General features: G+C 74.3%; 17 protein-coding genes, 4 tRNA genes and 1 pseudogene. 8 read left to right on the top strand and 14 right to left on the bottom strand.

Annotation, left to right across the window (positions count from 1 at the left end):
• Positions 1–172 precede the first annotated feature (172 nt).
• Positions 173–598, bottom strand: a complete 426-nt coding sequence (locus ACQP10_RS24745; protein ID WP_346022648.1) for a GlcG/HbpS family heme-binding protein — start codon at positions 596–598, stop codon at positions 173–175.
• Positions 599–730: 132 nt separating this feature from the next.
• Between ACQP10_RS24745 and ACQP10_RS24740 the strand changes: the two genes are divergently transcribed.
• Positions 731–1885: a phosphotransferase enzyme family protein gene (locus ACQP10_RS24740; protein WP_346022647.1), complete on the top strand. Its 1155-nt coding sequence runs from the start codon at positions 731–733 to the stop codon at positions 1883–1885.
• A 94-nt stretch (positions 1886–1979) separates the two neighbouring features.
• On the opposite strand, the gene ACQP10_RS24735 is transcribed toward ACQP10_RS24740, so the two are convergent.
• The 5 genes and pseudogenes from ACQP10_RS24735 to ureA all read right to left on the bottom strand — a co-directional run bounded on the left by ACQP10_RS24735 (position 1980) and on the right by ureA (position 7714).
• Positions 1980–2087: a tetratricopeptide repeat protein gene (locus ACQP10_RS24735; protein WP_433541940.1), complete on the bottom strand. Its 108-nt coding sequence runs from the start codon at positions 2085–2087 to the stop codon at positions 1980–1982.
• A gap of 274 nt (positions 2088–2361) precedes the next feature.
• Positions 2362–2973, bottom strand: a pseudogene (locus ACQP10_RS24730) (tetratricopeptide repeat protein); the annotation flags it as partial.
• A gap of 1166 nt (positions 2974–4139) precedes the next feature.
• The gene (locus tag ACQP10_RS24725) at positions 4140–5129 is read right to left on the bottom strand and encodes an agmatine deiminase family protein (RefSeq protein WP_362750126.1); all 990 of its coding nucleotides are present in this window, start codon (positions 5127–5129) and stop codon (positions 4140–4142) included.
• Positions 5130–5303: 174 nt separating this feature from the next.
• Entirely contained in the window at positions 5304–6953 is a 1650-nt protein-coding gene (locus tag ACQP10_RS24720; RefSeq protein ID WP_433539782.1) for an urease subunit alpha, read from the bottom strand.
• Positions 6950–7714, bottom strand: a complete 765-nt coding sequence (gene ureA / locus ACQP10_RS24715) for an urease subunit gamma (protein ID WP_433539781.1) — start codon at positions 7712–7714, stop codon at positions 6950–6952. Before ureA ends, ACQP10_RS24720 begins: the two co-directional genes overlap by 4 nt.
• 64 nt (positions 7715–7778) lie before the next feature.
• Between ureA and ACQP10_RS24710 the strand changes: the two genes are divergently transcribed.
• Positions 7779–8372, top strand: a complete 594-nt coding sequence (locus tag ACQP10_RS24710) for a TetR/AcrR family transcriptional regulator (RefSeq protein ID WP_433539780.1) — start codon at positions 7779–7781, stop codon at positions 8370–8372.
• Here ACQP10_RS24710 and ACQP10_RS24705 read toward each other — a convergent pair.
• A complete protein-coding gene (locus ACQP10_RS24705; RefSeq protein ID WP_346022642.1) occupies positions 8292–9587 on the bottom strand; it encodes an MFS transporter in 1296 nt (431 codons plus the stop codon). The genes ACQP10_RS24710 and ACQP10_RS24705 overlap by 81 nt on opposite strands.
• Positions 9588–9610: 23 nt before the next feature.
• Here ACQP10_RS24705 and ACQP10_RS24700 point away from each other — a divergent pair, with 23 nt between their 5' ends.
• Entirely contained in the window at positions 9611–10249 is a 639-nt protein-coding gene (locus ACQP10_RS24700; RefSeq protein WP_346022641.1) for a CGNR zinc finger domain-containing protein, read from the top strand.
• Between the two features lie 59 nt (positions 10250–10308).
• Here the strand turns inward: ACQP10_RS24700 and ACQP10_RS24695 are convergent.
• From ACQP10_RS24695 to ACQP10_RS24685, 3 genes are all read right to left on the bottom strand, one after another.
• A tRNA-Val gene (locus tag ACQP10_RS24695) sits at positions 10309–10380 on the bottom strand.
• Positions 10381–10393: 13 nt separating this feature from the next.
• Positions 10394–10464 (bottom strand) — tRNA-Cys (locus ACQP10_RS24690).
• A gap of 26 nt (positions 10465–10490) precedes the next feature.
• A tRNA-Gly gene (locus tag ACQP10_RS24685) sits at positions 10491–10562 on the bottom strand.
• A 235-nt stretch (positions 10563–10797) separates the two neighbouring features.
• Here ACQP10_RS24685 and hutH point away from each other — a divergent pair.
• On the top strand, positions 10798–12345 hold the full coding sequence (gene hutH, locus ACQP10_RS24680) for a histidine ammonia-lyase (protein ID WP_433539779.1): 1548 nt from the start codon (positions 10798–10800) through the stop codon (positions 12343–12345).
• A 111-nt stretch (positions 12346–12456) separates the two neighbouring features.
• On the opposite strand, the gene ACQP10_RS24675 is transcribed toward hutH, so the two are convergent.
• Both ACQP10_RS24675 and ACQP10_RS24670 read right to left on the bottom strand, forming a co-directional pair.
• Positions 12457–12846, bottom strand: a complete 390-nt coding sequence (locus ACQP10_RS24675; RefSeq protein ID WP_433539778.1) for a RidA family protein — start codon at positions 12844–12846, stop codon at positions 12457–12459.
• Positions 12847–13013: 167 nt separating this feature from the next.
• Positions 13014–13790 (bottom strand): NAD(P)-dependent oxidoreductase, encoded by a 777-nt coding sequence (locus tag ACQP10_RS24670; protein WP_433539777.1) that lies wholly within the window; start codon positions 13788–13790, stop codon positions 13014–13016.
• Positions 13791–13863: 73 nt separating this feature from the next.
• Between ACQP10_RS24670 and ACQP10_RS24665 the strand changes: the two genes are divergently transcribed.
• The 3 genes from ACQP10_RS24665 to ACQP10_RS24655 are packed head-to-tail and all read left to right on the top strand — an operon-like array spanning position 13864 to position 16623.
• On the top strand, positions 13864–14769 hold the full coding sequence (locus ACQP10_RS24665; RefSeq protein ID WP_433539776.1) for a LysR family transcriptional regulator: 906 nt from the start codon (positions 13864–13866) through the stop codon (positions 14767–14769).
• A 4-nt stretch (positions 14770–14773) separates the two neighbouring features.
• A complete protein-coding gene (locus ACQP10_RS24660; RefSeq protein WP_346022637.1) occupies positions 14774–15793 on the top strand; it encodes a chorismate-binding protein in 1020 nt (339 codons plus the stop codon).
• A complete protein-coding gene (locus tag ACQP10_RS24655) occupies positions 15793–16623 on the top strand; it encodes an aminotransferase class IV (RefSeq protein WP_346022636.1) in 831 nt (276 codons plus the stop codon). Before ACQP10_RS24660 ends, ACQP10_RS24655 begins: the two co-directional genes overlap by 1 nt.
• 140 nt (positions 16624–16763) lie before the next feature.
• Here the strand turns inward: ACQP10_RS24655 and ACQP10_RS24650 are convergent, their stop codons facing one another.
• Together ACQP10_RS24650 and ACQP10_RS24645 are read right to left on the bottom strand one after the other, a co-directional pair.
• Positions 16764–18170 (bottom strand): LVIVD repeat-containing protein, encoded by a 1407-nt coding sequence (locus ACQP10_RS24650; RefSeq protein WP_433539775.1) that lies wholly within the window; start codon positions 18168–18170, stop codon positions 16764–16766.
• A 155-nt stretch (positions 18171–18325) separates the two neighbouring features.
• Positions 18326–18742, bottom strand: coding sequence for an SsgA family sporulation/cell division regulator (locus ACQP10_RS24645; RefSeq protein WP_179827758.1), 417 nt, complete (start codon positions 18740–18742; stop codon positions 18326–18328).
• Positions 18743–19201: 459 nt separating this feature from the next.
• Between ACQP10_RS24645 and ACQP10_RS24640 the strand changes: the two genes are divergently transcribed.
• Positions 19202–19273 (top strand) — tRNA-Val (locus tag ACQP10_RS24640).
• The last annotated feature ends 354 nt before the right edge of the window (positions 19274–19627 follow it).

Genomic DNA, 19627 nt, shown 5'->3' with positions numbered 1-19627 from the left:
CTCGGTGCCCGCCGCCGTCCGTTCCGGACGGACGGCCGATCCGGGGCTTACCCGGCCATTCGTCAGGGGCAGTGCGCGAGAGTTAATCGAATGACAAAAGTGGGGCGACAAAAAGGGCTTCAGCCCGCATCGCTAATCAGTTTCCGAAAAAAGCCCTGGAGGCTATTAATGGCTATATATCCCTTTTTCGGAATAGCTGGACGCCGTCCCAGAGCGCGGCGGCGGCCTCGGCGCACGCCACGTCCTGGGCGACGGTGCCGCCGCTGACGCCGACCGCTCCGGCCACCCGCCGCTCCTCGCCGGGGTGGCGCAGCGGCACGCCGCCGCCGAAGCAGACGTACCTGTCCCCGGGGAGGCCGTACAGCTCCCCGCCGGGCCGGACCAGGCGGGCCAGGTCGGCGGTGGTCATCCGGTGCGCCACCGCGGTGTACGCCTTGCCCGGGGCCAGCGTCACCCCGGCGATCTCCGCCCCGTCCATGCGCTGGAAGGCCACCAGGTGGCCACCCGCGTCCACCACGGCCACCGAGACGAGGGCGCCCTCGCGCCCGGCCTGCCGAACCGACGCCTCACACATCCGCAGCGCGAGTTCGATGTTCACCGGGCTCCTTCGGCCATGGCACCCTTTTGCGGGACAATTCGGTTTGTATCCGCCACCGCCCGACGGTGCAAGATCCCATACGGGATTCGAAGTCTTCGCCGCGCGGTCCCCGCGCACCGCCAGGGAGGACCCATGCGCGACGGCCGCCCGCCGTACCCGGACGCCGCACCGGCCGTTCCGGCCGTCCCGGACGCCCCGGCCGGTCTCCTCGCGTCGCGTCCAGGCGGATCGGCGCGGGTCCCCGGCTCGCCGGCGGCCGACGGCCCGCCGTACCCGGACGGGCCGACGCGGGTCCACGACCTGTCGGCCGGCGGCGGGGCGCTGGCCGCCGCGCACCGGGCCGCCCGCGAGGCGGCGCGGCTCCACGGGATGCCCCGCGCCGGGATCACGCTGATCAACGTGTCGGAGAACGCCACCTTCCGGCTGGACGATCCGGACACCGGGGACCGGTCGATCCTGCGGGTGCACCGCTCCGGCTACCACTCCGTCGCGGCGATCCGCTCCGAGCTGGCCTGGCTGGAGGCGCTCCGCGAGGAGGCGGGGGTCCGCACCCCCCGGGTGCTTCCCGCCCTCGACGGCTCCAGGGTGCTGACCGTCCCCGGCGAGCCGCCCCGCGCCTGCGTGCGGTTCGAGTTCCTGCCCGGCGCCGAGCCGCCGCGGGACCGCCTGGTGGCCGGGTTCGAGCGGCTCGGCGCGGTCACCGCGCGGATGCACCGGCACGCGCGCGCCTGGCGGCGCCCGGCGGGCTTCACCCGCTTCCACTGGGACCACGCCGCCGCGCTGGGCGCCGAGTCGCGCTGGGGCCGCTGGCAGGACGGTCCCGGCGTGGACGCCGAGGAGCGCGCCGTGCTGGAGCGGCTCGACGCGGAACTGCGCCGCAGGCTGCGCCGGTTCGGCCGGGGCCCGGACCGCTACGGCCTGATCCACGCCGACCTGCGCCTGGCCAACCTGCTGGTGACCGGCGACGGGCCGCCCAGCGTCATCGACTTCGACGACTGCGGTTTCGGCTGGTACCTGTACGACCTGGCCGCCGCGCTCAGCTTCATCGAGCACGACCCGCTGGTCCCCGAGATGATCGCCTCCTGGCTGCGCGGCTACCGGGGCGTGCTGCGCCTGCCGGCCGGGGACGAGGCGGAGATCTGGACCTTCGTCATGTTCCGCCGCCTGCTGCTGGTCGCCTGGATCGGCACCCACTCCGGGGTGGACATCGCCGCCGAGCTGGGCGCGGGCTACACCCGGGGGACCTGCGAGCTGGCCGAGCGCTACCTCGGCGGCGCGCCCGGCTGACCGCGCCCGGCCGCCACCGGCCGCCGCCGACCACTGCTGGTTCCGGCGGCCGGTCACGGTCCGCCCCGCCGCGAGGGGCCGGGCCGCCGGGCCGTCAGCCCGCCAGCTCCCGGCGGATGTCCTCGTCGTCCGGAGCCAGTTCGAGGGCGCGCCGCAGGTCGGCGGACGCCTCCCCGGCACGGCCCGCGGCGCGCAGCGCCATCGCCCGGTTGTACAGCAGAGCGGGGTCGTCCCCCGACTCCAGCGCGCGGGTGAAGTCGGCGACCGCGCCCGCGGGGTCGCCGATCTCGAACGCCAGCGCCCCCGTCCGGCCCACGCCGCCGCCAGCGACGGCGCCCGCTCCAGGGCGCCGTCGAACGCGGCCCGCGCGCGGTCCGGCCGCCCCCGGCCGCCTCGATCTGCCCCAGCGCGCACAGCAGGTACGGATTGCCCGCGTCGATCGCGAGCCCGGCCTCGACGTCGGCACGGGCCCCGCCGTACTCGCCGAGCGCGGCCAGCAGCCCGGCCCGGTTGGCCAGCGCGTCCACGAACCCCGGGTCCAGCTCCAGCGCGTGGTTCAGGTCGGCGAGGGCGCCGCGGTGGTCGCCGGCGGCGAAACGGATCTCGGCACGGTTGTAGTAGGGCTCGGGGAACGGCGGGCCGGCCCGCATCGCCGTCTCGTAGTCGGCGACCGCCTCCTCCGCCCGGCCCAGCCGGTGCAGCAGGTTGCCCCGGTCGATGTAGTAGTCGGGGTAGCCGGGGTCGGCCGCGATCACCGCGTCGAGGTCCTTGAGCGCCTCCTCCGGGCGGCCCAGCAGAACGGCGAGCTGGGCCCGGTTGGCCAGCAGCACCAGCCGGTGGATCGGGTGCCCGTCCGGCCCGAGGTCGCGCTCGGCCAGCTCGACGGCCTCCTGGACCAGCTCCAGGGCCCTGGCCGGGCGGCCGAGCCGTACCTCCACCAGGGCCCGGCCGTTGAGGTCGAAGCCGAGTTTGAAAGCCCGCTCGCGCGGGTCGGGCAGCAGCGTGGAGATGGCGATCGCCTGGTTTACCCAGGCCAGCGCGGCCTCCGGGTCGCGGCGCGCCGGGTCGTGGTGGCGGACCTTCAGCATCGCGGTGGAGTAGGCGGCGGCCGCGTGGACGGTGGGGGAGACGCTCTCGCGCCTGGCCCGGTCGAACAGGGCCTCGGCCTCCTCCTCGCGGTTCAGCGCGCCGAGCGCGGTCGCGGTGCTGTGCAGGAAGCGCCACCAGACGTCCGGCTCGGCGGCCGGGTCGGCCAGCGCCAGCGCGCGGGCGCCCAGCTCGGCCACCGCGTCGTGGCAGCCGGCGTCCAGGCACCACTGGACCGCGAACCGCAGCGCCTCCACCGCCCGGCGCGGGTCGGTGCCGCGCTCGCGGTGGTAGGGGATCGCGCCGAGCCGGGCGCCGACGGTCCCCTCCCGCTCCAGCTCGTCGGCGCGGGCGTCGTGCTCGGCAGGGGTGAGGGTCTCCTCGGCCTCCGCGGGGTCCCCGGCCTCGCCGGCCTCCGCGGGCCCGGCGTGCTCGCCGGTCATGACGGCCAGCAGCCCGGGGTCGATCCGCCGCCGCAGCACCGCCAGCAGTTCCCGATCGGTGGGGTCTGCCAGGTGGACGTTCTCCACGACGAGCGTGCGCGGCCCGGTCTCCGCCAGGTGTTCACGGACGAACTCGGCGAACCCGTTGGCCAGCCGCAGCGTGCGCCGGGGCGCGTGGACCAGGATCCGCTCGGCCCGCGGCAGGTGGGCGGCGAGCGACCGGCGCCTCTCCGGGATCAGCCCGCCCATGTCGGGCGCCATGGCCCGCAGCTCGATGTCGTAGCGGGCGACCAGCTCCGGCCGGGCGGCGGGCACCAGCGCGGCGACGATCGCGCCCCCGGCGGTGTACGGCCCGCGCAGGCGCCGGTCGGCGTCGACGGGCGGAAGGAGCAATGGGGGGAGCGGCGCGTTCCCCGGCGGTGACTGTCCCCGGCTCACCGTTCTCCTCTGCGCGTTCTCCAGGAACCGGCACCCATCGCTGAGCACCGGTTCCGCATTTTCCGGATTTTCCTGGCGTCAGCCTACGTGCTTGGGGCTGGCGGCCCCCGTCAGCGCCACTGTGCCGGGCTTGTGAACAATGATGGGCTTCATTGCGCGGGCCTTCCTCGAGGACAAGAACAAACCGCAAGTATTCGCACTGATCACCGAGACTGACAAGATCTTTTTCTTATGGTGGCCGGATCAGGACACCCCCTGGACAAAAGACCCGTGGAAGGTTCCACCGCTCACGGCCGCGGCTGCTGCTGGGTGATGCAGTGGATCCCGCCGCCGAGGGCGAAGATGGGCCGGGCGTCCACGGTCTCGATGGCGCGCCCGGGGAAGAGGCGGGCGAACACCTCCGCCGCCGCGGCGTCGCGCGGGTCGCCGAACGAGCACAGCAGCGCCAGGCCGTTGGCCAGGTAGTGGTTGATGTAGGAGTAGTCGACGAGCTCGCCGTCCACCTCGCGGGTCTCCGGGGCGGGCAGCTCGACGACCTCCAGCGCCCGGCCCCGGGCGTCGGTCGCCGACCGCAGGATCCGCAGGTTCTCCCGGGTCACCTCGTGGTCGGGGTGGTCCGGGTCGGGCTGGACGTGGCAGAGCACCAGGCCGGGACGGGCGAAGCAGGCCAGCAGGTCCACGTGGCCGCTGGTGCCGTACCGGCCGTAGTCGGCGGTCAGGCCGCGCGGCAGCCAGATCACCTTCCGCGCGCCGATCCGGTCGCGCAGCTCGGCCTCGACCCGCTCCCTGGTCCAGCCGGGGTTGCGCCTCTCGCCGAGCTGGACGGTCTCGGTGACGATGACCGTGCCCTCCCCGTCGACGTGGATGCCGCCGCCCTCGTTGACCATCTCCGAGCGGAACCGCGTCGCGCCCGCGCGCTCCAGCACGGCCGCCGCCACCAGGTCGTCCTTGGCGTGAGCGTGCCAGCCCCAGCCGTTGAACGTCCAGTCCACCCCGGCCAGGCCGCCGGCGCCGTCCACCAGGAAGGTCGGGCCGTTGTCGCGCATCCAGCAGTCGTCCAGCGGCTGCTCCATCACCTCGACCTCCGGGGCAAGCCACCGGGCGGCGGACTCCCGCTCGCCGGGATCGACCACCATCGTGACGGGCTCGTAGCGGACGATCGTGTTGGCCACGGCCGACCAGGCGCGGTGGGCGGCCTCGGCGCCGGCGTCGAGGGTGTAGCCGGGCACCGGCCAGGACATCCAGGTGCGCTCGTGCGGGTGCCACTCCGGCGGCATGAAGAACAACGCGGGGCTCCTTCTGGGGTGGGGACGGGCCATCGGAGGCCGCAGGCCATCGGAGGCCGCGGGCCGTCCGGCGGCCTCCGGGGCCGGGGGTCGTGGGATGAGGCGTCCGGGCCATCCCGGACGGGGCGGCCCGGAGACGGGGCGGTCGGGGGAGGTACAGGGCGGTCAGAGGAAGTACAGGCGGCTCAGGGAGACGGACTCGGCGGGCTTCGAGCGCACCGGCTCGCCGTCGAGGGTGACCAGGCCGGCCGCGTCCACCCGCACCTCGCCGAGACGCGCGTTGCGCACCAGGTCGGCGGGGCCGATGCCGCGGGTGCCGCGCACGGCGACCCGGCGGCGGCGGGTGGTCATGCGGTCGTCGCCGGCCTCGACGGCGGCCCGGCTGACGAACGCCACCGACAGGTCGGCGGCGGTCGCGCCGTGCGCGCCGAACTGCGGGCCCAGCACCAGCGGCTCGCAGATGTCGGTGGAGGCGTTCGGGTCGCCGGTGACGCCGTAGGCGGGGAAACCGGCCTTCAGCACGAGCTGCGGCTTGGCGCCGAAGTGGTCGGGCCGCCACAGCACGATGTCGGCCAGCTTGCCCGGCTCCAGCGAGCCGACCTCGTGCGCCAGACCGTGCGCGATGGCCGGGTTGATCGTCAGCTTGGCGAGGTAGCGCAGCACCCGCTCGTTGTCGTGCCGCTCCGGGGCGCCCAGCTCGGCCTTCATCTTCCCCGCCATGGCGAACGTCCGGCGCACCGTCTCACCCGCCCGGCCCATGCCCTGGGCGTCGGAGGAGGTGATGCCGATGACCCCGAGGTCGTGCAGCACGTCCTCGGCCCCCATCGTGCCGGCCCGGATCCGGTCCCTGGCCAGCGCGGCGTCCCCGGGCAGCTCGGGTCGCAGGCCGTGCACCGAGACGATCATCCCGTGGTGCTCGGCGACCGCGTCGCGGCCGAAGGGCAGCGTCGGGTTGGTGGAGGAGCCGATGACGTTGGGAACGCCGGCCAGCCGCAGCACGTTCGGCACGTGGCCGCCGCCGCAGCCCTCGATGTGGAAGGCGTGGATCGTGCGGCCGTCGAGCACGGCCAGGGTGTCCTCCACCGACAGGCACTCGTTCAGGCCGTCGGTGTGCAGGGCCACCTGCACGTCGTACTCCTCGGCGACCCGCAGCGCGGTGTCCAGCGCCCGGGTGTGCGCCCCCATGTCCTCGTGCACCTTGAAGCCGCTCGCGCCGCCCTCGGCGAGGGCCTCCACCAGCGGGGCCGCGCCGGAGGACGAGCCGCGCGCCAGGAACCCGATGTTCACCGGCCAGGCGTCGAAGGCGTTGAACGCGTGACGCAGCGCCCAGGGCGAGTTCACCCCGACGCCCCAGACCGGCCCGAACTCCTGGCCGATGATCGTGGTGACGCCGGAGGCCAGGGACGCCTCCATGATGCGCGGGCTGAGCAGGTGCACGTGGGTGTCGATCGCCCCGGCCGTGGCGATCAGCCCCTCACCGGACACGATCGCGGTGCCGGTGCCGACCACCACGTCCACGCCGTCGAGGGTGTCGGGGTTGCCCGCCCGGCCGATCGCGTGGATCCGCCCCTCCCGGACGCCGATCGAGGCGGTCCGCACGCCGAGGAACGGGTCCAGGATCAGAACGTTGCTGATCACCAGGTCGCAGGTGTCGCGTACCGAGGCGGCCTTGAGGTGCAGCCCGTCGCGCGCCGTCTTGGCGAACCCGGCGATGAACTCGTCCCCGGGCCGGTGGGCGTCGTGCTCGACCTCCACCACCAGGCCGGAGTCGCCCAGCCTGACCCGGTCACCCCTGCGCGGGCCGTACACGCTCATCTGCCGCCCTCCTCGTCCGCTCCCGGAGATCCCGCCGCTCCCGCCGGTCCCGGACGTACGGCGCCGCCCGCGCCCGGCCCATCGCCGTCGAGATACCCGCAGGCCCGCGCCTTGTCCATGGCCCGCTCAAAGGCGCCGGGCGCGTCCAGCGGCCCGTCCACCAGCCCGGCGAACCCGATCGCCACCCGCGCGCCGCCGATGGGCACCAGCCGGACCGTACGGCCCTCGCCCGGGTCGAAGCGCACGGTCGAGCCCGCGGGCACGGCCAGGCGCCGCCCGTAGGCCGCCGCCCGGTCGAACCGCAGCCGCGGGTTGACCTCGAAGAAGTGGAAGTGCGAGGTGACGCTGATCGGCACGGTCGCGGTGTTGACCACCTCGACCTCGACGGCGTCCTCCTCCGCCACGGGCTCCCGGGGCGCCTCGACGACCGCGCCGGGGGCCTCGTCCCCGAGGGAGCCGCCGCCGAACGGGTCCGTCACCACGGCCAGCCGGGTGCCGTCGTCGAAGACCGCCTCGACCATCACCTCGGTGACGACGTCGGCCACCCCGGGCAGCACGTCGTCCGGGCCCAGCACGGCGCGGCCCGCCGCGACGGCCTCGGCCAGCCGGGCGCCGTCGCGGGCGGCCTCGCAGACCGTGTCGGCGACCAGCGCGGTGGCCTCCGGCACGTTGAGCCGCAGGCCCCTGGCCCTCCTCGCCCGCGCCAGCTCCGCCGCGCCGAACAGCAGGAGCCGGTCGCGTTCCGTCGGTGTCAGCCGCACGCGATCTCCTTTAGAACGGATTTCAAACTTAGAACGGCATTCTAAACAGGTACGGTGATGAGTCATGACTGCGAAGCCGGTGCGCCCCGACGTGCGAGCCCACGTGCTGCGGGCGGCACTGCAGGCGATCGACGAGGTGGGGCCGGCGCGGCTGCGGGTCCGCGACATCGCCGAGCGGGCCGGCATGAGCAGCGGCCACGTCATGTACTACTTCGGCAGGCGCGACCGGCTGCTCGTCTCGACCCTCCTGCTCAGCGAGGACGAGCTGGCCGAACGCTGCACGGCCGAGCTCGCGGCCGTCGCCGACCCGCGCGAGGCGGTCCGGCGGCTGGTGGAGCTGTATCTCCCCGGCGGCGCGGGCGACGTCCGCTGGCGGCTGTGGGCCCAGGTCGTCGCCCAGCCGCCCCGGGACGAGGAGACGCTGACCAGGATCGCCTCCTTCGCCGGCACCTGGGTCCGCGAGCTGGCCGCCCTCGCGGTCCGGGGAGCGGAGGAGGGGGCGTTCCGCCCGCTGGACGACCCGGAGGACTTCGCCGGGCGGATCTGCCGGATCATGGACAGCCTCGCGGGCGACGTGTTACTCGGGCTGCCCGGCCGCGACGCCGGGTGGGCCCACGAGCAGGCCATGCGGGCGATCTCCCGGGAACTGCTGCCCTGAGCGCGGGCCCGACAGCAGGTATGCCAGGGCGGCCAGGAGCTGCACACCGGCACCGGTCAGCAGGGCCGCCGGCACCGAGTGTTCGGCGAGCGGCCCGGCGACCGCCGAGCCGACCGCGAAGGCGCTGATCTTCAGGCTCGCCGCCGTGGTGAAGACCTGCCCGCGCAGCCGCTCGGGCGCGTCGCGGTGCCGTACCGCGAGCACCGCGATGAGCTGCGGCCCCTGGCCGAGACCGGCCAGCACCGCGGCGACCACCGCCGTCGCCGGGGAGCCGGCCGCGGCGGCCAGCGCCGAGCCCGCGGCGATCGGCAGCGTGCCCAGCAGGATGACCCGGTCCGGCACGGCGGGCGGACGGCGGGCCAGGACCATGTTGGCCACCAGCGCACTCGCGGCCAGCGCGGACAGCAGCAGCGTGCCGTAGCCGCTCTCCCCGGTGAGCCGGGTGCCGAGCAGCGGCGCGCAGACCGTCAGCACGCCCGCCCCGGCGAAGGACACCGTCGTGGTGAGGGTGGCCCGCCGCAGCCGGGGGTGCCGGGTGATCGCCGACAGCCCCGCCGTCAGATCGCGCCACAGCGGCTCGCGCTCCGCGCTCCGCTCCGGCCGCTCCCGCGCGTCCCCGGCCTCGGAGGCCCCCTTCGCATCCTTCCGCGCGGAGGGGCGGGCCGGGAGAGTCCAGGCCGCCGGTACGGCCAGCAGCACCAGCCCGATCGACACCGCGACCGCCGCCGGTGCCCCGGCGGCCGTGGCCAGCGCCCCGGCCAGCGCGGGCCCGCCCAGGCTCGCCACGTTGTACGTCAGGCCGTCCAGCGCGCTGCCCCGCCGCAGATCCGCCTCCCCGGCGACCAGCGGCAGCTGGGCCGTCCAGCCGCCGGTCAGCGCGGGCCCCAGCACCCCGGCGAGCACCGCGACGCCGACCAGCGCCGGTGTCGGGACGTGTCCCAGGGCCAGCAGGATGACCAGGAGCCCGGCGGCGTAGGCCGCCAGCGCCCCCGCCAGCATGCGGCCCGGCCGCGGGGAGCGGTCCAGCAGGGCGCCGAAGACCGGGCCGCCCACCGCCGAGGAGATCGTCAGCCCGGCGAGCAGCGACGACGCGACGGTCACCGAGCCGGTCGCGGAGAGCCCCAGGAGCAGCAGCGCGGGCCCCGACGTGTCGTCGCCGGTCCGGGCCGCGACCGTGCCCGCCAGGTAACCCGCGAGTCTGTAACGGCTTTTCATCTATAAGACGTTACATTAGGAGTGTGCTCAGATCCACGAGGAACACGGCCGACCGGGCCGCAGAGCTGGTCGCGGTGCTGCAGGGCGCCCCGACCGTCGAGAGCGTGAGCGAGGTGCTCCGCGCGTACGGCGAGCGGGGACCGGGCGGCGACACCGATCTCGCCCTCGGCCTCACCGACGGCGACGTCGCCGCCATGCGGGGGGCGGCGGCCCGGTTGCGCGAGGTCTTCGCCGCCGGCGACCTCGACGAGGCCGCCGGGATGCTCAACCGGATCCTCGCCGAATCCGCCCGGCCGCCCCGGCTGACCACCCACCACGGCACCGCCGACTGGCACCTGCACGCCGACGGCGAGGACGACGCCCCCTGGGCCGAGTGGTTCCTGGTCTCCTCCGCCCTGGCGCTGGCCATGCTGCTCGCCGAGCACCGGCGGGTCCCCGGGGGCATCTGCGCCGCGCCCGGCTGTGACCGCCCCTTCGCCGACTCCTCCCCGGGCAGCCCCCGGCGCTTCTGCTCCCCCCGCTGCGCCACCCGGGCCCGCGTGGCCGGGCACCGCACCCGCCGCGCCGTACGGCCGGCCGGTCCCGGCGAGCGGCGCGAGACGGAGGCCCACCCGCCGGGGGAGCCGCCGGAGCCGGTGGACGTCCGCGGGCCGCGGCCCTGAAAAGCAGAAGATCCCCGGAAAACAGAAGATCCCGGGCCGTCGGCCCGGGATCTCTTGAGTGGACGATACTGGGATTGAACCAGTGACCTCTTCCGTGTCAGGGAAGCGCTCTCCCGCTGAGCTAATCGTCCGCGTCGAAGCCAGAGGTGGAGACGGGATTTGAACCCGTGTACACGGCTTTGCAGGCCGTTGCCTCGCCTCTCGGCCACTCCACCGAGTGAGGGCGCGCGGCCCCCTTCCGAGCGGAAGACGGGATTCGAACCCGCGACCCTCACCTTGGCAAGGTGATGCTCTACCACTGAGCCACTTCCGCGTGCGATTCCGGGGCGACGCCCGGTCTCACGGGTAGAACTCTAGCGAATGGCGGCCGACTCCCCAAACCGGAACGCGCCGGGGCCCGGGAAGAGGGCCTTCCGGCCCCCTGAATGAGGCACTCCGGCGAGTGGTGAAAGGCGGTGAACCGGGCGACGATGGCGGGGCGGCCACACCGCCTGTAAGGGTCTAACATCACATACACCAGTTACAATCCACCGCGAGAGAGTGACACCATGCGCGACAACGAGGTCGTGAACGTCGGGACGGAGCCGCTGAGCTTCGACGACGTCGTCAAAGTGGCCCGGCACGGGGCGACGGTGCGCCTGACCGACGACGCCGTGGCGGCCGTGGCCGCGGCCCGTACCCGGGTGGACGAGCTGGCCGAGAGCCCCGTCCCGGCCTACGGCGTCTCCACCGGCTTCGGCGCCCTCGCCACCCGGCACATCGAGCCCTCGCTGCGCGCCCGGCTCCAGCGCTCCCTGATCCGCTCGCACGCCGCCGGGTCGGGCCCCGAGGTGGAGACCGAGGTCACCCGGGCGCTGATGCTGCTGCGCCTGCGCACCCTGGCCACCGGTCACACCGGCGTGCGCCCGAAGACCGCCAAGACGCTCCAGGGCCTGCTCAACGCCGGCATCACCCCCGTGGTCCACGAGTACGGCAGCCTCGGCTGCTCCGGCGACCTGGCCCCGCTCTCCCACGTGGCGCTCACGATCATGGGCGAGGGCGTCGTCCGCGACGCCTCCGGGCAGTTGACGGACGCCGCCGAGGCGCTGAAGCAGGCGGGCATCGAGCCGGTGGAGCTGGCCGCCAAGGAGGGCCTCGCCCTGGTCAACGGCACCGACGGCATGCTCGGCATGCTGATCCTGGCCATGGACGACCTCACCCGGCTGTTCCGCGTCGCCGACATCGGCGCCGCCATGAGCATCGAGGCGCTGCTCGGCACCGACCGCGTTTTCGCCGCCGACCTGCAGGCCCTGCGCCCGCACCCCGGCCAGGCGGCCAGCGCCGCCAACCTCCGCGCGCTGCTGGCCGACTCGCAGATCATGGACTCCCACCGGGACGGCACCTGCACCCGCGTCCAGGACGCCTACTCCCTGCGCTGCGCCCCGCAGGTCGCCGGGGCCGCGCGCGACACCCTGGCGCACGCCGCGTCGGTCGCCGCCCGGGAGCTGGCCTCGGCGATCGACAACCCGGCGGTCCTGGCCGACGGCCGGGTGGAGTCCAACGGCAACTTCCACGGCGCCCCCGTCGGCTACGTGCTGGACTTCCTGGCCATCGCCGCCGCGGACATGGCGAGCATCTCCGAGCGCCGCACCGACCGCATGCTGGACGTCGCCCGCAGCCACGGCCTGCCGGCCTTCCTGGCCGACGACCCCGGCGTGGACTCCGGCCACATGATCGCCCAGTACACCCAGGCGGCGATCGTCTCCGAGCTCAAGCGCCTGGCCGTGCCCGCGAGCGTGGACTCCATCCCCAGCTCCGCGATGCAGGAGGACCACGTCTCCATGGGCTGGTCGGCCGCCCGCAAGCTGCGCCGGTCGGTGGACGGCCTCACCCGGGTGCTGGCGGTGGAGATCCTCACCGCCGCCCGCGCGCTGGACCTGCGGGCGCCCCTGCGGCCCGCCCCCGCCACGGCCGCCGTGGTGGCCTGCCTGCGCCAGGCGGTCTCCGGCCCCGGGCCCGACCGCTTCCTCGCGCCGGAGATCGAGTCGACGGTCCGGCTCGTGGCCGACAACTCGGTCGTCGCGGCGGCCGAGGCGGTCATCGGCCCCCTGTCCTGAGCTCCGCCGCCCCGGAGCCGCCCGGCGGCCGGGCGTCCCGGGCCGCCGCCTCCGCGCGCGGCCGGAGGCGTCCGCCCGGACCGCCGTACCCCGTGTGGTCCCGCGGGCCGGTCACCGCCCCGCGGGCAGGGCGGCGATCACCTCCACCTCGATCAGCAGCCCCGGCTGGAACAGCCGCGACACCTCCACGGTGGTGCTGGCCGGGGGCTCGCCGGTGATGTACCGGCCACGGACGGCCGCGTACTCCAGCAGCCGCGACATGTCGGTCAGGTGGGTCCGGATGTGGGTGACGTCGTCGAACGTGCAGCCCTGGTCGGCGAGGATCCGCGCCAGCAGCTCCATCACGTGCTCCGACTGGCGGGTCATGTCGTCCTCGCCGACCACCCGTCCCTCCCCGTCCAGCGCCACCTGCCCGGAGACGAACAGCAGCCCCGCCGCCTTCGTCGCGTGCGAGTAGCGGCCGTTGGTGGCCGGGACCGACGCCGGGTTCACCTTGGCCACGCCCCGGCTCCGCGCCGGCTCCCCGGCGGTCCCGGCCCGCTCCTCCGTACGGCCGGCGGCGTCCGCGCCGCCCGCCGTACGGTTCTCCGCGTGACCGGCGGCATCCGCCCGGCCCGCCGCGCCGTCCTCCGTACGGCCGGCCGCCCGCAGGTGGCCGAAGACCGCCGTCAGGTCCGCGCCGCCCAGCCCGGCCGCGGCCGCCTCCAGCAGCCTGTCCCGGGCCGCCGCCGCGATCGTCCCCGCCCCGGGGAGGCCAGCGTCAGGTCCTTGGCGGCCAGCCCGAGGGCGTAGCGCGTCCCGGGCGGGCCGTTCTCGACCGCCGGCCGCACCCGCTCGACGAGTCCGCCCAGCGGGGTGCCGCCCAGCACGTCCAGCAACGCGCCGGCGTCCACGCCGCCGGCCTCCGCGCGGGCCAGGGTCTCGGCCAGCAGCACCTGGGCCGGGACCAGGGCGCTCATCACCGCCACCTTGAGCGCGGCCCCGGCGCCCGGCCCGCCCGCCTCCCGGACCCGGCCGAACACCTCCAGCACCTCGCGGCAGCGCGCCAGGTCCTCCGGCGCGCCACCGGCCAGCACGGTCAGCGTGCCGTCCCGCGCGGGCTCCACGCTGCCCAGCACCGGCGCGTCCACCAGGCCCACCTTCGCGGGGAGCAGTTCGCGGAGCCCGGCCACCGCCTCCGGCCCGATCGTGGACATCTCCACCACCAGCGTCCCCGGGCGCAGGCCGGGGAGCGCCTCGGTGAGCACCCGCCGGACCGCCTCGGGATCGCTGAGCATGGTGATCACCAGTTCCGCCTCCGCCGCCGCCGCGGCGGGGGAGCCGGCGACGGTCGCGCCCTCCGGCGCGCGAGGGGTGCGGTTCCACACGGTGACCCTGTATCCGGCCGCGACGAGGCGGCCGGCCATCGGGGCGCCCATACGCCCCAGACCGAGGAAAGCAATCATGCGGGCCACCGTACGGAGACCCATGCCATTCCACCAGCGACTACATTTCATGTCATCCATGCGTAGGAGGAATGTGTACGACACCGATGCGCTGCGCCTGCTGGACGCCGTGGCGGCCACCGGCTCGTTCACCGCGGCCGCGGCCCGGCTCAACTACACCCAGTCGGCGGTCTCCCGGCGGATCGCCGCCCTGGAGGCGCGGGCGGGCGGCCCGCTGTTCGACCGCCTGGCCCGGGGGGTACGGCTGACCCCGGCCGGGCAGGCGCTGCACCACCACGCCCGGGTGGTGCTGAACCGGCTGGCCCGCGCCGAGGAGGAGCTGGCCGGCATCCACGGCGGGCACCGGGGCACGCTGCGCGTCGGCGCGTTCGCCACCGCCAACGTCGCGCTGGTCCCCGGCGCGCTGCGCGCCTTCGCCGACCGCTTCCCCGACGTGGCCCTCACCCCCGTCGAGGGCCCCAGCGGCGGCCTGCTGCGCCGGATGCGCGAGGGCGAGCTGGACGTCGCGGTGGTCAGCGACTACCCGGCCGGCCTGCCGTACGACGAGGACGTGGAGCTCGCCGAGCTGATGGAGGAGGAGCTGCTGGTCGCGCTGCCCCGCGGGCACCGGCTGGCCGAGGGAGCCGGGGGAGCCGGGGGAGAGGTCGTCGACCTGCGCGAGCTGCGCGAGGAGACCTGGATCGAGGCCCCGTCGCCCGGCGGGACGACCATGCTCGCCCAGGCGTGCGCCCGCGCCGGGTTCGCCCCCCGCGCCACGGTCAGGATCGCCGAGTGGACCGGCAAGTTCGGGTACGTCGCGGCGGGGCTCGGCATCACCCTGGTGCCCGCCCTGGCCGCGCCCGCCGTACCGGCGGGCCTGGTGCTGCGCTCCCTCGGCGGGTCGGCCCCGCGCCGGACGGTCTCCACCGCCCTGCCCCGCACGCCCCTGCCCGCGGCCCGCGCACTGGTGCGCCTGCTCGCCGAGGCGGCGGGACAATAGCCGTATGCACGACTCGTTCGCCCACGCCGGAGGGTTCCTGGCCACCCGGCTCCGCGACGTCACCACCGACGTGTCCGCGCTCGACGGCGAGGGCTGGTGGGCCGTCGTGCTCGACTACGAGGGCAAGGTCACCTGCGCGCGGTTCGACGACGTCCGCCGCGCGCCGCTGCCCGCGCCCCGCCGCCCCTGGCGCGGCCCAGACCCCTCGGCCTGGCGCAGCTCCCTCGACCAGGCCGCCTACGAGGAGGGGGTGCGCCGCATCCGCGCCCGCATCGAGCGCGGCGACGTCTACCAGGCCAACCTGTGCCGGGTGCTGACCGCGCCGCTGCCCGGGGACGCGGACCCGCTGGCGCTGGCCGTACGGCTGGCCGAGGGCAACCCCGCCCCGTACGCCGCCACGGTGTGCCTGCCCGGCCGCGACGTGGTGTCGGCCTCCCCGGAGCTCTACCTGTCGCGGGACGGCGACGTGGTCGAGTCCAGGCCGATCAAGGGGACCGGGGCCACCGCGGACGACCTGCTGGAGAAGGACCGCGCCGAGAACGTGATGATCGTCGACCTGGTCCGCAACGACCTGGGCCGGGTCGCCGAGGTCGGCTCGGTCACCGTGCCGGCCCTGTGCGAGGTCGAGGAGCACCCCGGCCTGGTGCACCTGGTCTCCACGGTCCGGGCCCGGCTCGCCCCCGGGTACGGCTGGCCGGAGCTGCTGGCGGCGACGTTTCCGCCCGGTTCGGTGACCGGCGCGCCGAAATCCACCGCGCTCGGTGTCATCGATGAACTCGAACCCGAGCCGCGCGGGCCATACTGTGGTGCCGTGGGCTGGGTCGACGCCGACCGGGACCGGGCGTCGCTGGCCGTGGGCATCCGCACTTTCTGGATCTCCTCCGGTGAGATCCGCTTCGGCACCGGCGCGGGTATCACCTGGGGCAGCGATCCACGACGCGAATGGCACGAGACCGAGCTGAAGGCCGCGCGGCTGGTCGCGCTCGCCTCCACATCCGGTTCGGCAGGTTCAGGAGGAAACTGATGAACACCCCCATATGGCTCAACGGGAAACTCGTTCCGGCGGACGGCGCCACGGTGTCGGTCTTCGACCACGGCCTGATGGTCGGCGACGGCGTGTTCGAGACGATCAAATGCGTGAACGGCGTCTCCTTCGCGCTCACCCGCCACCTCGACCGGCTCCGGCTCTCCGCGCGGCGCATGGACCTGCCCGAGCCCGACACCGACGCGATCGCCGAGGGCGTGCGGGCGTGCCTCGCCGAGGCCCCGGCCTGGCCGCTCGGCCGGATCCGCGTCACCTATACCAGCGGCCCCGGGCCGCTCGGCTCCGACCGCGGCGACCAGGGCTGCACCACCGTGGTGATCGTCGGTGAGCAGAAGCCCTTCCCGGCCACCGCCGACGTCACCGTCGTGCCCTGGCCGCGCAACGAGCGCGGCGCGCTCGCCGGGGTGAAGAGCACCTCCTACGGCGACAACGCCAAGGCCCTCTCCTACGCCAAGGCGCGGGGCGGCGGCGAGGCGATCTTCGCCAACCTCGCCGGGAACCTCTGCGAGGGCACCGGGAGTAACGTCTTCATCGTGCGCGACGGGCGGCTGATCACCCCCACCCTGGCCTCCGGCTGCCTGGCCGGGGTCACCCGGGCGCTCACCCTGGAGTGGTGCGGCGGCACCGAGGAGGACGTCCCGCTGTCGGCCCTCTACGAGGCCGAGGAGGCGTTCCTGACCTCCACCACCCGCGACATCCAGCCCATCCGCGCGGTCGACCAGACCGTGCTCCCGGTCGCGCCGGGCCCGATCACCGCCAAGGCGATGCGGGTCTTCGCCGAGCGGGGCGCCGCCGACCTCGACCCGTGATCCGCCGCCGGGCCGCTTCCGCCGCCGGGCCGCTCCCGGCGGCCCGGCCGTGACGCGCCCGCGGGCCGGAGGCTCCGCCCCAAAGACGCCGTCCCGGAGACGCCGCCGGTCGTACGGCGGCGCCCCGGGACCGGTCGCGGTCACTCCGCGTATGACACCTGGGTCTGGGCGTTCAGCTCCGCCAGCCTGACCTTCCTTGCCGGGTCGGTCAGCGGGTCGTCGACGCGGAGCACGTCCAGGCCCCGGGTCATGTCGCTGGAGTAGATGTGGCCGTTGTAGTAATAGGCCGACCACGAGCCGCCCTCCCGGCCGTCGCCGAGGGGGCCGCGCTCGAAGAAACCGATCTCCCTCGGCCGCGCCGCGTCGGTGAAGTCCCAGATCGACACCCCGCCCTGGTACCACGACTGGACCATGACGTCCCGGCCGGGGACCGGCAGCAGCGATCCGTTGTGTACGACGCAGTTCTCCCCGGGCCGCTGCTCGCGGGGGATCTTGAAGTAGGAGCGGAGCCGGAGGCTCCGGCCGCCGACGACGTCGTACACGGCGGCGGCGCCGCGGGTCGCCGGGGTGCCGGCGTCGCAGGTGGCGACGGCGCCGCCGCCCAGCTCGTCGCCGAAGACCACCTTGCCGGCGGCGTTGTCGAAGGTGGCCGAGTGCCACAGCGCGAAGTTCTTCTCGTCGCGCACCCGCTGGAGCACCTTCGGGCGGACGCGGTCGGAGATGTCCAGCAGGAACCCGTCGCCGAAGCAGGCCGCCGCCGCCAGGTCCTTCTCCGGGTAGACCGTGATGTCGTGGCAGCCCGCGGGGTGATCCACGTCTTCGACGCCGGAGATCCGGGGCCGCGCGACCACCTTGGCCGCCGCCGGCCTCCCGACCGGCACCTCCACCACCGAGAACCTGTCGTGCGGCGCCGGGCAGGTCCGGGAGTCCGGCTCGGGGCCGGGGGAGGAGACGTAGAGGTACACGGTCCCCGGGTCGTCCCCGGGCACGAGGGTGTGGGTGTGGGAGCCGCACTCGGTGCGGACCGCCGAGACGAAGACGGGACGGGCCTTGTCGGTGATGTCGAAGATCCGGATGCCCTCCCACCCCTCGCCGACCCGGGTCGCGCCCGGGTCGGTGTCGCACCGCGGTCCGCGGCGGGGGGAGTCGATCGACAGGAACAGCAGGTTCCCGTGCACCGACACGTCGTTCTGCGCGCCGGGGCACAGCACCCGGCTGACCACCGCGGGCCTTTCCGGGTTCGCGATGTCGTAGACGGTGAAGCCTTCGTAGTTGCCGGCGAACGCGTAGTCACCCTGGAAGGCCAGGTCGGTGCCCCAGGAATCGGGGCCGTCGAACGGCGCCGCGGGCGGGACGTTGGCCACGTGGGCGACGTTGGGACTGTGCGCCACGTCCCCGGCCGCCGGGCCGCCCGAAGTCCGCGCCGGCGAGGCGGCCGGCGACCTCCCGGGACCCGCTGACTCCGCGTGCTCCGCGGGTTCGGGGCCGGCGGCGCATCCCGCCGCGAGCAGGAGGGCTGTCAGTCCCAGCACCACGGTCGATCGCACGGGATCTCCATCAGATCGGCGGCCTTTGCCCCATTATGGGAGCCGGATGCCGTGCGTGGAGATCCGAACGGAAGCCGCGCGTCACATGCCGTACGCGGGGCTCGACGCGCCCGCCGTCGTCGCGGCGGGCGTCGGATGGCGTCGGGTGAAGAGGTTCAGGAGCTCCAGAGCATGTTGCTGAGCTCGGCGTCGAGATCCATGAAGTCGGCCTCCCGGCCGGCCGGCACGAGTTCGTAGGTGCGGTGCAGGAACTCCGTCAGCGGAGCCAGCGGCACCTCGAACAGGGCCTGCCCGAACGGGGACGTGAGGCTGATGTGCAGGGTGCGCTCGCCGTCTGCGCGCGCGGGCCACACCTGGACGTCGCCGTCGCCGACGCGCCGCACGATGCCCACGGTCAGCAACTCGCGGGCGAAGATCCACTCGACCGGTTCGTCGTTTCCCACATGGAATGCCATTCTGATCGCGTACGGGTCATCGGCCGTGTAGCTGAGACCGGCGAGCAGGGGGACGGTGGTACGGTCGGGGACCACAAGCCGAAGGCCAAGCTCGGCGGAGACGGTGGAGCTGTTCATCGTCAGCCAAACCTTTTTCGTCGTAGGTCCCCTCTGCGGGGCTTTCACTGCTCTGGCGGACTGTGTCCCGAGCTATGACACGGAACAAAGAAACCTGTAGGAAAGATTCCGCCTCCAGGCCCTTCTGTAACACACATCACAGCGCGACATTTGGGCCTCTACCTGGCTAAACATCTCCAACAGGGCCATATTTACAAGGGTTTTGCGTATCGTTTTGGTCACCGTCGACTCCCCGGCGGGGCGTCTCGGGCATAGGGGGTCAGCCTGGGCTGGTTCAGTGCTTCTTCGGACTAGGACGATGCTATGACACCGTAGCCCCCCGGTGGACGCATCCTCCGATCTTTGGGCGGTCATCGTGTCGCCTTCGCGGTCGCCCGGCGCCCCCGGGGCTCGCTTCGCGAGAACGCCGGGAGTGCTGTATGGTTTTCCACGTCGGCACCGCAAGGCGCCGGACAGGGCGGGCGATTAGCTCAGCGGGAGAGCGCTTCGTTCACACCGAAGAGGTCACTGGTTCGATCCCAGTATCGCCCACCGGCTCAGAGGCCGCTTCCCAGACGGGAAGCGGCCTCTTTGATTTTCTGTGTGACCGGCTGGGTGACCACGTCCCGCCGTCACCCCTCGGGAAGATGCGATCCATCGCCTCGGCGCCCTTCGGCGGCACCGGCCGGAGGCGCGGGCGTCCTGGCCCCCGCCGGGGGACGCGGACGGCCTCCGGCCGGTGCCGAGGGCGTCGCCGTACCGGCCCGGTGTCAGGGCCGGCGACGGTTCGCTGACGCGCGAGCGGATCCGCCCGGTGTCGCAATCGCGACATGGCGGACAAACGGCACGTGCGACACCTGGCGCACCAGGCATCCCATCACCCACTCTCGTGCTCACTAGTTGTTG

The organism is Streptosporangium sandarakinum (assembly GCF_050942225.1).
Classification (GTDB): domain Bacteria; phylum Actinomycetota; class Actinomycetes; order Streptosporangiales; family Streptosporangiaceae; genus Streptosporangium; species Streptosporangium nondiastaticum.
The sequence above is the reverse complement of the archived record's forward strand: the minus strand, read 5'-3'. Positions and strand labels throughout refer to the sequence as shown.

Excerpts from the sequence above, each read along its gene's own strand:
- ACQP10_RS24740 (WP_346022647.1), top strand. The coding sequence starts at position 731 with ATGCGCGACGGCCGCCCGCCGTACCCGGACGCCGCACCGGCCGTTCCG.
- ACQP10_RS24735 (WP_433541940.1), bottom strand. The coding sequence starts at position 2,087 with ATGGCGCTGCGCGCCGCGGGCCGTGCCGGGGAGGCGTCCGCCGACCTG.
- ACQP10_RS24725 (WP_362750126.1), bottom strand. The coding sequence starts at position 5,129 with ATGCCGCCGGAGTGGCACCCGCACGAGCGCACCTGGATGTCCTGGCCG.
- ACQP10_RS24720 (WP_433539782.1), bottom strand. The coding sequence starts at position 6,953 with ATGAGCGTGTACGGCCCGCGCAGGGGTGACCGGGTCAGGCTGGGCGAC.
- ACQP10_RS24710 (WP_433539780.1), top strand. The coding sequence starts at position 7,779 with ATGACTGCGAAGCCGGTGCGCCCCGACGTGCGAGCCCACGTGCTGCGG.
- ACQP10_RS24705 (WP_346022642.1), bottom strand. The coding sequence starts at position 9,587 with ATGAAAAGCCGTTACAGACTCGCGGGTTACCTGGCGGGCACGGTCGCG.
- hutH (WP_433539779.1), top strand. The coding sequence starts at position 10,798 with ATGCGCGACAACGAGGTCGTGAACGTCGGGACGGAGCCGCTGAGCTTC.
- ACQP10_RS24670 (WP_433539777.1), bottom strand. The coding sequence starts at position 13,790 with ATGATTGCTTTCCTCGGTCTGGGGCGTATGGGCGCCCCGATGGCCGGC.
- ACQP10_RS24660 (WP_346022637.1), top strand. The coding sequence starts at position 14,774 with ATGCACGACTCGTTCGCCCACGCCGGAGGGTTCCTGGCCACCCGGCTC.
- ACQP10_RS24655 (WP_346022636.1), top strand. The coding sequence starts at position 15,793 with ATGAACACCCCCATATGGCTCAACGGGAAACTCGTTCCGGCGGACGGC.
- ACQP10_RS24645 (WP_179827758.1), bottom strand. The coding sequence starts at position 18,742 with ATGAACAGCTCCACCGTCTCCGCCGAGCTTGGCCTTCGGCTTGTGGTC.